Here is a 12,433-nt window from a genome sequence, read left to right as displayed (position 1 = left end):
ACTCAAAGTTGAGTAACGTTTTTTATATGCTTTGATCAGCCGTCATGCCACACTGCGATGTTGACTAAAGTTCAACAAAAAAAGTTGAAATAATAATTCTGGGTCGATCGAAGAAGACTTCATTTTTTCTTCAACATGCACTAGTCCTATATAAGCATCCTGCAGGTCTTTTCGCTTGAATTGGCGATTTTTGCGCAAAGCCAACTTAACTCGATATGGGTGTGCCTTTAACTCTTTGGCAACACTACCTTGATCATAGCCGTGCTCACGCAAAATCATTGCTTGCAGCATCAATCTAAATTGTCCTTCTAAAATCGCATTGATCTTCAAAGGCTCTTCTTTTTGCAATAGCAGATCCCGATACATTGACAACGCATCCTTGACATTGCGTTTCAAGACCAAATCTACCAAGTCAAAAACATTTTGCTCAAATGACCGCGCAACCAACCCGTCAACGTCACTCCAAGAAATTATTTTACTTTCTTGTGCTGCTAACAACAATTTTGGCAGCTCATTCATTATAGAAGTCAATTCTGCCCCAGTTCTCTCTAACAACAGGTCAAGTGCGTCTGAGTTCAGTTGATAACCCTTTTTTTGTAAAACAGAACTGACAAAACTCCTGACCTCTCTTTCTTTTAAAGGCTGACAATCAACAAATTCAGCAACTTTCCGTAATTGCTTGGTCAATTTTTTACGTTCGTCTAATTTTGGATAAGGGACAGTAAAAACCAAAATGGTTGCTGTTTCAGGATTTTTCAAATATTTAAGCAATCCATTAAGGTCATGATCAAGTGAATTCTTTTGTCGCATACCAGTTAAAAAATATGGTCGATCAATGATCACCAACCGATATTCACCAAAAAAAGGCAAGGACATGGCATCGTTTAAAGCCACTGATAAATTAACGACTTCCATATCATAGCGTCCTATATTAAATTCTTGTTGATCAGCAGGAATCAAACTCAATAAGAAGTTTTTGAACTTGTCTTGTAAATAGTTTTCAGTTCCTAAGGAGACATATACCGGGGCTATTTTCCCATTACTGATATTTTTAATGGCTTCCTCAACTTGCATGTTTGACCTTCTTCTCTTCGTTATTATTGTTATTAAATGTTTGCACACTAAAATTTCCTTTAAAAGTAGTTCTGATTTTGATCATACCACTTTTAGCAGTCACCAAATAAGGTACCGCAGATTTTTGTAAAGTAAGCAATGTCTCTTGATCTGGGTGGCCGTACCTATTATTTCTTCCAGCTGAAATTATAGCCAATTTTGGTTTTAAATGTTCAATAAAATCTGGTGCGCTAGCTGTCTTACTTCCGTGGTGACCAGTTTTCATAACATCAGCGGTTAACGATGGATACTTTTGAATAACTTTTAGTTCATTTTTTTGGTCCAAATCACCTGTGAACAAAAACTTCTTGCCATAAAGCTGATATAAAAGAACTAGAGAGTCCTCGTTTTTTCCAGCGCCGCTTTGAAAGGGATGTAAAATTTGGATCAAATCTAGCCCTTTTCCTGGATATGCTTGATCTGTGACCGCCTTGACAACATGCGGATCAACGTTAGAAATAAGCAACCGTCTTTGAAAACTAGCCAGTTTTTCCATTCCAGCCGGGATCATCAGCTGCTTAACCGTAATATTTTTACTAATACTAGGAAAATTACCTACATGGTCGGTATCTTGATGGGTCAAGTATAGTCGGTCGATCCGAGAAATTCCCTTACTGTGTAAATAGTTTACCACAACCGTTTCACCATTCGTCCTGCTATTTCTAATTTGCCATTTTTCCGTATTAAAGGTTAATTTACCACCTGTATCTATTAGATATATTTGTTTGTTAAAGCGAGTTTTTATTAGTGAACAATCGCCTTGACCGATATCAAAATAAGTAACTTCATTTTCAATTGGAAAATGAATCACACAAAAAGCAATAGTATATGACAAAATTAAACAGACAGTAAGTTTAATTTTTTGTTCAGTTATTTGATAAAATAGCATCAAAGTCAGCCAGATAAAGACAAATAAAACCGGTGGTTTACCAAAAATTATTGTACCTGGTAAATCAGAGCTCCAACCGAAAAACCATTGCAAAACGATCAATGCTTGATTGCAGACACCCCTTAAAGGCGAAAAAAATGTTCCTATAATAACAACTGGGAAAATAAACCAATCAAAAATTGGTCCGATCATGATCGACAACGGTATTGTCCAAATATTCCAAGTATAAGTGTGCCATAAAACTAATGGGATCGTAAACCCGCCCATTTTTAGCCCAACTATAAATTGATTTTTATGATGATCAAGTAATAATATCAGTGTCAATAAATAACTGAGCTGGGCGCCAAGTGAAAAAATGGCGGCAGGAGTCACTATTAAATTTAACAGCAAGACCAACGACCATGTTTCAATACCAGTCAAGGGTACCGAGCTAAAGCGACGACTAAAAATGTGTAACCATGACATTAAAAGTGACCGTAACAGGCCTAGTGACCCGCCGCCAATGATCCCATAGATCGGCAAAATGAACAGTAATAAGATATCTGTGTTTTCCTGAGTGACCCTCATCTTTCGAGTTAAATATCTGATAAGATTGACCAAATAGTAAACATGCATCCCAGACAAAGTAAATAAATATAAAAGGCCTAGTTTGTTGATTTGATCCATGGACTCTTGGAAGCTTTCACTTTGATAGCCAATCAATAAAACTTGAGTAAACCACCCTAGCGGCTGGGAAATCTTTTCTAAATGGTCGATCATTTTTTTACGTAAAACATGTAGGTAAGAGCTAAATCTGTACTTGATCCCCACATTTCCTAAAACCGGTAAGACAGTCATCTTTTTAGCTTGCAACTCATTTGAGATATTTTTGGTTAACATAAAACGCCGGAAATCAAATTCATTATCATTCGTGGGTCCTTTGATTGAATCTACATTTCCTGTGGTCTCAGCCACAAAAGGAACTTGTATTTTTTCAAATTCCTCTTTTTCTTTTTTGGAATGAAAACGATAATAGACTAAAATATCCTGATTTTGTCCCAGCCACCTGGCTGAAAACTTTAAAAGGTCACCATTTATTGTAAACTCGTCAGGTTCTACAAATAACTTGGAATTTACTACACTGATCTGTTCTTTTTCAGTTTGCTGCTGTATCTTTTGTTGCCACAAATTAAGATAACAAAACGAAGTCAAGCAAATAATCAGAGTAAACACAAACATTTTTGTGACTTTTGTTTTCCAAATTCGGTACTGCAATAAAAGTAATAGTAAAAACCATAAAATAGAATGCGCAAAAAAAGCGAAAGTCAAAAATAAAACATCAAGACTGAAAAGAAAGAAACAATACTGGCGCGTTATTAACTCTCCTGCTCGTTAAAATGCTCATTATTAAAAAGATCATTCAAGTATTTTTTATCGATTTCAACATGCTGAACTGCAACCTTTTTTCTTTCTAATAATGAAACTGCATATGGATCATTATGATAGTTTCGTAAATAATAAATTTTACGAATACCAGCCTGCAATAGCATCTTTGTACATTGCAAACAAGGAAAATCAGTTACATATATTTCTGCTCCATCACTTGCTACACCAAATTTTGCACATTGCAAAACAGCATTCATTTCCGCATGGATCGTCCGGACACAATGTCCATCGACCAAATAGCAATCTTCATCTATACAATGTACATCGCCCGAAACAGAACCGTTATATCCACCAGCAATTATTCTCTTGTCTCGAACCAAGATTGCACCTACTGAAAGTCGCTTGCAAGTACTTCTTGTAGATAGCAAAACAGCCTGTGTCATAAAATACTGATCCCAGGGGATCCTCTCTTTAACTTTAACCATAGCAAAGCACTCCTAATTATTTTTGAAACAATTATAACATACCGGCTTCTTAATTTTTGACAAATTTAAAGTAACTTTTTATATCTCACTTTAAATTGATTAAAAATACGAGCATTAGTTGACAGTAATTTGATCGGCTAAGCTTTCAAATATCTTATCCCCGATCCCTGAAACATTTTTTAGGTCATCAATTGTCTTAAAGTTACCATTTTGTTGCCGATAAGCAATTATCTGATCTGCTTTTTTATCTCCAATACCATTCAACTCTGTCAATTGTTCTTTAGTCGCAGAATTTAGATTGACCTTTGAGCCCGATTTTCCAGCAAGATCCTCATTTGCGTCGGTTGTCTCTGCTGCAGATCTCTCACTTTCATCCACTTCATTTTCTTGGCTCTGTCGAATTAAAACTGGACTATTGACCTGAACTTGCTCTCCGATAGCAGGTATATAAATCAACATCTGATCAGTTAATTTATGAGCCAGATTCACTTGATCGAGATCAGCATTTTTAGTGACTCCACCTGATTTTTCAATCACTGCGTCTACTCTTTGGTCTGCCTTGATCGTGACCACTCCGGGGTGAACTACCGCTCCTTTAACGTCCACTCTGATTTTTTGTTGACTATTTGTCTCTTCATTAACCGACATTGTAGATACCAATTGACTCGAACTGCTATTTTCTCCTAGTTCATAATTCGATTGTGACTGACCTTGTACTTGCATGTCACCCCCATTAATGGACGAAGTTGCCTTGATCCTGGGCAACAACAAAACTGATAAAATTACAATACTAATAACTATGAGAAATATCTTGTCCTTGTGCTCTTCCCAAATTTCATTTATCTTTTCCATAGGCATTGTCCTTTCCAAACATAAATACGCAAAAAAGAGAAATTTGTGCTACAAATTTCTCTTTTTTCTACGTATTTATTTGTTATTTTGCAGATAAGACACTGCTTGATTCACATTTTTAACAGGAACAATTTTCATATTAGAATTGATTTCTGTCGCAGTCTTTTTTGCCACCAAATAGTTATCTTGTTTGCCTAACTTCTGATTGTTAGGAGCAAAAAATATTTCTGCTTTAGCTTTATTTGCGGACACAACTTTTTGCTCAATACCACCAATTTGCCCAACGCTGCCATCAGACTCGATCGTACCCGTTCCAGCGACTTGTCTGCCTCTAAGCAAGTCTTTGTGACTAAGCTGAGTATACATTTGCAACGTTAACATCAAGCCGGCAGATGGTCCGCCGATCCCCTCCATATTAGCAGTGATCGGTACATCACTTGAAGTCTTGACCCTGTCAGTTAATGTGATCCCCAGACCATGTCTGCTGCTATTCGGTAAGCGAATCAACTTGCCTGCAGTATTTTTTTGTTTTTTGCCCCGAAGATAAGTTAGCCGGACCTTCTGATCTGGAGAGATTTGTTTGATTGCTTGAATGTACTCATATGAATTATTATAATGTTTTCCATTTACCCGTGTGACTACATCACCGACTCTTAATTTATCTGCAAAATTCGAATCTTTAAGTACCGACATTACGTAAAGTCCTATATACCGTCTTTTAACATCAGCCCCTGCCATCGTTAACGAACGATATTTAGCTTCAGCGATAGAAGATGACATATAATAAGTTTGAATACGTTGCATTTCTTTATCACTATAATTACCGACTTCTTGTTGCGCAGGCACTCTGTCGGCATATTTATTGGCAAAACTAAGTACCCACGTGACTGGAGTTGCCTTAACTTGTTTGACATAAACCAACATAAACTTTCCTGGCGTATTATCTCTGTGTCCTTTGACCTTGACATAAGAAGAAGTATCCTGGGCAGCTCCTGGTGCATCAATGTATACTGGCAATGGCAAAAAAAGAGCTATCAAAAGCGCGCTCACAGCAAGCAGATGCCATAGTTTAAATTTTATTTTTTTATTCATGAGCCCACTTTTTTTGAAGAGACTTAGCAACATTAGCCGGAACAAATTGAGAAATGTTCCCATTAAATTGACCGACTTCTTTGATCATACTCGATGACAAAAACGAATATTCAGGTCGAGCCAACAATAAGACTGTTTCTATCTCTGGATCCAAGCGACTATTCATTGCAGCAATCTCACGTTCGTATTCAAAATCCTTAACATCACGCACACCACGAACCAAAATAGAAGCATTTAAACGACGCATAACGTTAACAGTCAAGTCCGATTCCACAGCAACGACTTCAACGTTATCTATCTCAGCAACATCCTCTTGAATCAAACGCAGCTTTTCGTCTGATGAAAACAAAGGTTTCTTCGAGGTATTTGTCATGATAGCAACAATGATCTTATCGTACATTTTAGAAGCTCTGAAAATTAAATCTAAATGACCATTGGTTAAAGGATCAAAACTTCCAGGAAACAAAGCTATCATTTTAAATCTTCACCACCATTATATTCATAGTATGTCAATTCTGTTATTCCATAATCAACTTGCTTGAGTAAATCAAAATCGGCTAATTCAACTGGCAAATGAGCATTCTGATCAGTTTCGCACACAATAACAGCATTCTTCGCTAATAACTGCAGCTTGACTAATGTCTGGATCATTTTAACAATCTTTTGCTCACGATATGGCGGATCAAAAAAAACATAACTAAATTTCTCCTGCTTTTCAGCCAAAGAATTTATGATTTTGAAAGAATCGCCCTTCACTACAGAAAAGCGCTGAGGTTCTTTTGTTAGTGCAACATTTTCATTAATCGTTTTGATTGCCTGATAAGAACGATCTATCAAAATCGCGTGGTCCGCCCCACGCGAAACTGCCTCGATCCCAAGTGCACCGCTGCCAGCAAAAACATCTAACACATGTCCGCCATCAAAATAAGGGCCAATAATATTAAACATGGATTCCTTCACTTTATCGGTAGTCGGCCTAGTCTTCATTCCATTGACGGCTTTTAGCCTTCTGCCCTTATAATTTCCTGCAACTACTCTCATCTTTTTCTCCAAGTTATTAATTATTTTTATCTTGATCTTCTTCTGTCATCTTATAAATCTCTCCATTTTGAAAATCCCGTTTAATTTCTGGGCGTGGTGATTTGACGACTGCTTTGACAAACTTTAATTTTGCAACTTTTTCCATGGTTTCTGCCACTTTATCCTGATCAAGATATAAAACAACATATTTCATCTTTCGGGAGACATATTGAATAGTACCGTATTTGCGTAATATCTTGCTTTGCTTTAAATGATACAAATATACTACAATACTTTGGCGTTGCTTAATTTCAAAAGGCAACTGCACTCCTCCTTTCACACTGCATACATTACTTACATTTCAGGCATTTCACGGTCTCCTTTTTGCTTATCTTGACTGATTTCTAACAAAAGATCTCCTGTCTCAAGCAAATCACCTTTTTTAACATAAGTATGCTTAATAGTGCCATCAAACGGCGCTTTGATCGTCGTTTCCATCTTCATGGCTTCTGTAACTACTAATTCGTCACCCTGGTTGACTTTTTGTCCATTTTCAACCATTAATTCAAGTACCGATCCACTAAGCGTCGCACCAATATGTTCAGGATTCGTTGGCTCTGCTTTAGGCACAGTAACACTCGAACTTGCAGAATTCTGATCTTTGATCAAAATCCTGGAAGTTTCTCCATTTACCGAGAAAAAGAGCGTCCTATTACCAACATCATCTGGTTTTGAAACAGAATCAAGTTTTATAATAATGCTCTGACCATGACCAAAAGAAATTTCAGCAGTCTCACCAGAACGCATTCCCTGATAAAAAGTGGGAGTGTCCAAGTGGTAAACAGCACCATATTGTTTGGCTGATTGCTCATACTCTTTAAAGACATCTGGATATAAAACATAGCTTAAAACTTCTAATCGACTAGGTTGTCTCTTAATGACCTCTGCCAGTTCTTTTTGTATCGCTTCAAAGTCGATTGGCTTTGCTAAACTCCCTGGGCGCACCGTCAAAGGCTTTATTCCCTTCAGAACGACCTTTTGCAAAGCTGGTGGAAAACCACCGACTGGCTGACCGATATCTCCGGCAAAAAAGTCAACCACTGATTGTGGAAAATCAAGTTCTTGGCCCCTCTCTAAAATATTATCGGCATTCAATTTATTTTGTATCATAAACAAAGCCAGATCTCCAACAACCTTAGAGCTCGGTGTCACTTTAATAATATTTCCTAACAGCCCATTTACTGTACGGTACATTTTTTTGACTTCTTCAAAATCTGAAACACCTAAGGCTTTAGCTTGTTGCTGCAAATTCGAATACTGGCCTCCCGGCATACCTGTCTGATAGATGTCAGTTTGTACAGAATCTGAGTTTTTCATAAAGTCCTTATAAAAAGGCTTGACCCCTGCCCAATAGCGATCAACAGCTTCGGCAGCTGTAACATCGAGTTTCGGCTGTCTTTCATTTCCTGTCAGCCCATAGTACAAGCTAGTCATTGATGGCTGGCTTGTCGTACCAGACAAGGCACTGCTGGCAACATCTACAATATCGACACCGGCTCTAGTTGCCTGCAAATACGTAGCAACACCATTTCCGGTTGTATCATGCGTGTGCAAATGGATCGGCACATCAATTTCATTTTTCAAAGCACTGATCAATTCATAAGCAGCATTAGGTTTCAATAGCCCCGCCATATCTTTGACAGCCACGATCTGAGCACCAGCAGAAACTAAATCTTTTGCCAAAGAAACAAAATAATTTAAATCATATTTATCTTCATTAGGACTTAAAAAATCACCAGTATAACACATCGTACCTTCTACAATTTTTCCTGCATCTCTGACGTACTGAATACTTTTTTCCATCTGATCGACCCAGTTCAAACTATCGAAGATCCGAAAAACATCAACACCTTGCTGAGCACTTTCCGTAATAAATTCCTGCAAAACGTTATCGGGATAATTCTTATATCCCACAGCGTTCGAGCCGCGAAATAACATTTGTAATAAGGTATTAGGCATCTTCTTATTCATTAGCTTTAAACGTTCCCATGGATCTTCATGCAAAAAACGGTAAGCAACATCGAAAGTTGCTCCACCCCAAACTTCTGCAGAAAAGATATCTGGAAAAGCCTGATCATAAGCAGCAATCACCGGTTCCATATCTTTCGTCCGCATCCGTGTAGCAAATAAGCTTTGGTGCGCATCACGCATCGTAGTATCAGTCAATAACAAGTTGGGCTGTTGTTTGATCCAATCAACTACTGCACTAGCCCCAGAGGTCTTTAAAACAGTTTTAGCATTTTTATGCGGTTGTCCTGTGATCAAAGAAGTATCGAGTTGAGGTTCTGGAAAATATACTTTTTTGTGTCTTTGCATTCCTGGATAACCATTGACAGTAATATCACCAACATATTTCAGCAGCATATTACTTGTATTTAGTTCTTTTTCAGGAATAAATAATTCTTTAGTATCATCAATAAAAGTTGTATGTGCCTGGCCTGTATAAAAAATTGGATGGGCCAAAACTTTAAGCATGAAACCAATATTAGTTTTAACACCACGGATCTGGAATTCATTCAAAACGCGAGTCATCTTTTTAACCGCATCTTTAAAAGTTCGTGCCTGAACACAGGCCTTTACTAATAAAGAATCGAAAAACGGTGTGACAGTCGCTCCTGCATATGCATTTCCTCCATCCAAACGCACTCCAAAGCCACCTGGTGAACGATAAGTTTCAATTTTTCCTGTATCGGGTAAAAAGTTATTTTCTGGATCTTCGGTTGTGATCCGACATTGGATAGCCGAACCATGCATTGTCAGTTCTTCTTGTCGAGGTAAACCGATTTCTGAGAACAAATCTTGACCTGCAGCAATTTTAATTTGAGTTTGGACAATATCGATATCCGTAATCATTTCAGTAACAGTGTGTTCTACCTGAACTCGCGGATTAACTTCAATAAAATAAAAATCCGAGTCTGTCACCAAAAATTCGACAGTTCCCGCATTTTGATAGTCAACAGATTTCATTAATTCAACTGCGGCATTGCAAATTTCTTGTCGCCTTTGCTCACTAAGAGTCAAACTTGGAGCAAATTCGATCACTTTCTGATGTCTTCTTTGTACAGAACAATCACGTTCAAATAAATGCATAACGTGTCCATGTTGATCAGCCAAAATTTGGACCTCAATATGCTTTGGATGATCTAAATATTTTTCTACATAAAGTTCATCGCTGCCAAAAGCTTGTTTGGCCTCACTTTTTGCTCGATTGTAATTGGTCTCTAATTCTTTTTCGTTATGGACGATCCGCATTCCACGTCCACCACCGCCTAAGGCAGCCTTCAACATGATCGGATAACCAAACTTTCTTGCCAGTTCTGCAACTTCATTTAAAGAAGTCACAGGGTCTGTCGTACCAGGGATCGTATGTAGTCCAGACTTAGTCGCAATTTGTTTTGCAGTCACCTTATCACCAAAGATGCGTAATTGCGAAACAGTCGGTCCGATAAATGTAATGCCTGCTTCTTGACAACTCTGTGCGAATTCTTCATTTTCAGCTAAAAAACCATATCCAGGATGAATAGCGTCCGCCCCAGTCATCTTTGCAACACGGATAATGTCAGCAATGTCTAGATAGGCTTCGATCGGTTTTTTCCCGGCCCCGATCAAATAAGCCTCATCAGCCTTAAACCTATGTACCCCATACTCGTCTTCCTTGGCATACACAGCAACAGTTTTTAACTTCAGTTCGTGACAAGCACGAATGATCCTAATAGCAATTTCACCACGATTGGCTATTAAAACTTTTTCCATTTATTCCCACCACTTTCATAATTAAATTTTCATGTAGTCGACACTCATTCAAGCGAACTACCTATTTTTCAGTAATATCGATCTCCATGCCACGATTCTGGTTAGCAGCGATATTCATGACCATTCCAACGGATAACGACAAAACTATCATACTTGAACCCCCATAGGAGATAAACGGCAAAGTAACACCGGTGATCGGCAATAATCCTAGAACACCGCCAATATTAAAGCAAGACTGAACCAGCATAAAAGAACCAATACCATAACAAAACAAAGTATTATAAGTATTCTGTGACCTGATCCCGATTAAAAAGATCCTTGCAATTATAAAAAATAATAAACCTAATATCACTACGGTACCCACAAAGCCTAGCTCCTCACTGATCACTGACAAAATAAAATCCGTATACGGTGCTGGTAAGTATCCGCGTTTCTGAATACTATTACCCAATCCAAGCCCCAAAAGACCGCCGTTACTAATAGCGTAATACGAATTTACCAGTTGTTTACCTGACGAATCCGCTACCGAAAACGGGTCAAAGAAAGCTTGGAAGCGCGCGTACATATACGCATATTTTGTACCGCCAAGAGGATTGCCCAGACGTAAAAGCTGAATTGCACCCAATAATACTAGAGCAATTGCAGACCAAATAGCCGTTCTTTTCCTATACGATAATCGGCCATTATTGGTAGATGCTGTAGCGATGACTAGAATAACCATCAAATTAATAGTAAAACCGCCAAAATCCGGAGCTACCAAAATGAAGAACAACATCAAGCCGACTAAGAGGTAAGGTTTGATTTTAGAACCAGTACTGTAATAAACACCATTTTCAAAGCCTTTTTCTCGCAAGGACATCAGGCGAGCCATAAACAAAGCAAAATATAATTTACAAAACTCAGCTGGTTGTAAACTAACAGGTCCAAAATTGATCCACCCACGAGCGCCATTGATCGGATTTGTAAAAAACAATGCAAATCCCAACAAAAGTATCAAAATAACATAACTGATCAATATAAACTTAGAATTAGCCCACCAGCGCGGATTCAAATGACAGACGACCAATAAAGCTGAAACTCCAATTATCACAAAAATCAACTGTTTCCATAAATAGGAATCCGCTTTTAATCCCCCATAGGAAAGATTGATCGAACTAGCCGAATAAACCATTATGATCCCAACTACACAAAGGATAATGTATGGGATAAAAAGATAATTATCAAAGTATTGTATTTTTTCTTTAATTTTTTTCATTTCATACTTATCACTGAGCAGAACGATCGACAGCTTCTTGTTTGATCATCTCGAGGTCATTTTCCAAAGTGGTCACCATTTGCTCCCCTTCGTCATTAGTCAACAAACCACAAGAAACAGCAAATTGAACCTGACAAGAAAAACCATAAATACGAGTGTCAGCAACATCATCAAACGCGGGACAATCAGTTAAACACAAAGCGTATTTTTGATTGCCGATCAACTGACGAATACTATCAGCACTTTCTTGTAAAATAGCTAATGCATCTTTTTTACTTACCGCCTGCTTCATTTCTTCTCTCCTTTCACCACTTGGGCAATTATATCACATACAATTATATCTTAAAAAAGTTCAGTTTAATTAATTATAGTTGCTAAAAAAACATTAACTTGACTTACTTATTATACACTATATCTGAATTCAACTGTATTAAAAAGGTTATATATCAACGTTTTTAATTCTTAAACGTTTTGTAAAACTTAACACTATTTAGAAACAAAAAAAGAGACTAGGAATTATTCCGGTTCTATAATATTTGGTACTGATAG

Annotated in this window: 11 protein-coding genes; all 11 read right to left on the bottom strand. The window is 37.6% G+C overall.

The window, feature by feature from the left end; genetic code table 11:
- Positions 1–42: 42 nt before the first annotated feature.
- Positions 43–1,074 carry a DNA polymerase III subunit delta gene (gene holA, locus FC65_RS04885; protein ID WP_056971773.1) on the bottom strand — a complete coding sequence of 344 codons (1,032 nt, stop codon included), beginning with the start codon at positions 1,072–1,074 and terminating at the stop codon, positions 43–45.
- Complete coding sequence (locus FC65_RS04880; RefSeq protein WP_162257047.1) at positions 1,064–3,220, bottom strand: DNA internalization-related competence protein ComEC/Rec2; 2,157 nt, start codon at positions 3,218–3,220, stop codon at positions 1,064–1,066. Before FC65_RS04880 ends, holA begins: the two co-directional genes overlap by 11 nt.
- A 137-nt stretch (positions 3,221–3,357) precedes the next feature.
- Positions 3,358–3,852: a ComE operon protein 2 gene (locus tag FC65_RS04875; RefSeq protein WP_010494573.1), complete on the bottom strand. Its 495-nt coding sequence runs from the start codon at positions 3,850–3,852 to the stop codon at positions 3,358–3,360.
- Between the two features lie 114 nt (positions 3,853–3,966).
- Positions 3,967–4,704 carry a helix-hairpin-helix domain-containing protein gene (locus tag FC65_RS04870; protein ID WP_010494574.1) on the bottom strand — a complete coding sequence of 246 codons (738 nt, stop codon included), beginning with the start codon at positions 4,702–4,704 and terminating at the stop codon, positions 3,967–3,969.
- Positions 4,705–4,779: 75 nt separating this feature from the next.
- Positions 4,780–5,796: a SepM family pheromone-processing serine protease gene (locus FC65_RS04865; protein WP_056971771.1), complete on the bottom strand. Its 1,017-nt coding sequence runs from the start codon at positions 5,794–5,796 to the stop codon at positions 4,780–4,782.
- The gene (coaD, locus tag FC65_RS04860; protein WP_056971770.1) at positions 5,789–6,271 is read right to left on the bottom strand and encodes a pantetheine-phosphate adenylyltransferase; all 483 of its coding nucleotides are present in this window, start codon (positions 6,269–6,271) and stop codon (positions 5,789–5,791) included. Before coaD ends, FC65_RS04865 begins: the two co-directional genes overlap by 8 nt.
- Positions 6,268–6,837, bottom strand: coding sequence for a 16S rRNA (guanine(966)-N(2))-methyltransferase RsmD (gene rsmD, locus FC65_RS04855; protein ID WP_056971769.1), 570 nt, complete (start codon positions 6,835–6,837; stop codon positions 6,268–6,270). Before rsmD ends, coaD begins: the two co-directional genes overlap by 4 nt.
- Positions 6,838–6,853: 16 nt before the next feature.
- Positions 6,854–7,138 carry a YlbG family protein gene (locus FC65_RS04850; RefSeq protein WP_010494588.1) on the bottom strand — a complete coding sequence of 95 codons (285 nt, stop codon included), beginning with the start codon at positions 7,136–7,138 and terminating at the stop codon, positions 6,854–6,856.
- Between the two features lie 32 nt (positions 7,139–7,170).
- The gene (locus FC65_RS04845) at positions 7,171–10,629 is read right to left on the bottom strand and encodes a pyruvate carboxylase (protein ID WP_056971768.1); all 3,459 of its coding nucleotides are present in this window, start codon (positions 10,627–10,629) and stop codon (positions 7,171–7,173) included.
- Positions 10,630–10,690: 61 nt separating this feature from the next.
- Positions 10,691–11,884 carry an FtsW/RodA/SpoVE family cell cycle protein gene (locus FC65_RS04840; protein WP_056971767.1) on the bottom strand — a complete coding sequence of 398 codons (1,194 nt, stop codon included), beginning with the start codon at positions 11,882–11,884 and terminating at the stop codon, positions 10,691–10,693.
- A gap of 10 nt (positions 11,885–11,894) precedes the next feature.
- Entirely contained in the window at positions 11,895–12,176 is a 282-nt protein-coding gene (locus FC65_RS04835) for a DUF1507 family protein (RefSeq protein ID WP_010494601.1), read from the bottom strand.
- Positions 12,177–12,433: the final 257 nt, after the last annotated feature.

Source organism: Ligilactobacillus acidipiscis DSM 15836 (assembly GCF_001435755.1).
Taxonomy (GTDB): domain Bacteria; phylum Bacillota; class Bacilli; order Lactobacillales; family Lactobacillaceae; genus Ligilactobacillus; species Ligilactobacillus acidipiscis.
Note: the sequence above shows the minus strand (reverse complement) of the source record. Positions and strands in the feature narration are given on the sequence as shown.

What these genes read in the sequence shown, in the direction of transcription:
- holA (WP_056971773.1), bottom strand. Translation starts at nt 1,074, where the DNA reads ATGCAAGTTGAGGAAGCCATTAAAAATATCAGTAATGGGAAAATAGCC.
- FC65_RS04880 (WP_162257047.1), bottom strand. Translation starts at nt 3,220, where the DNA reads ATGTTTGTGTTTACTCTGATTATTTGCTTGACTTCGTTTTGTTATCTT.
- FC65_RS04875 (WP_010494573.1), bottom strand. Translation starts at nt 3,852, where the DNA reads ATGGTTAAAGTTAAAGAGAGGATCCCCTGGGATCAGTATTTTATGACA.
- FC65_RS04870 (WP_010494574.1), bottom strand. Translation starts at nt 4,704, where the DNA reads ATGGAAAAGATAAATGAAATTTGGGAAGAGCACAAGGACAAGATATTT.
- FC65_RS04865 (WP_056971771.1), bottom strand. Translation starts at nt 5,796, where the DNA reads ATGAATAAAAAAATAAAATTTAAACTATGGCATCTGCTTGCTGTGAGC.
- coaD (WP_056971770.1), bottom strand. Translation starts at nt 6,271, where the DNA reads ATGATAGCTTTGTTTCCTGGAAGTTTTGATCCTTTAACCAATGGTCAT.
- rsmD (WP_056971769.1), bottom strand. Translation starts at nt 6,837, where the DNA reads ATGAGAGTAGTTGCAGGAAATTATAAGGGCAGAAGGCTAAAAGCCGTC.
- FC65_RS04845 (WP_056971768.1), bottom strand. Translation starts at nt 10,629, where the DNA reads ATGGAAAAAGTTTTAATAGCCAATCGTGGTGAAATTGCTATTAGGATC.
- FC65_RS04840 (WP_056971767.1), bottom strand. Translation starts at nt 11,884, where the DNA reads ATGAAAAAAATTAAAGAAAAAATACAATACTTTGATAATTATCTTTTT.
- FC65_RS04835 (WP_010494601.1), bottom strand. Translation starts at nt 12,176, where the DNA reads ATGAAGCAGGCGGTAAGTAAAAAAGATGCATTAGCTATTTTACAAGAA.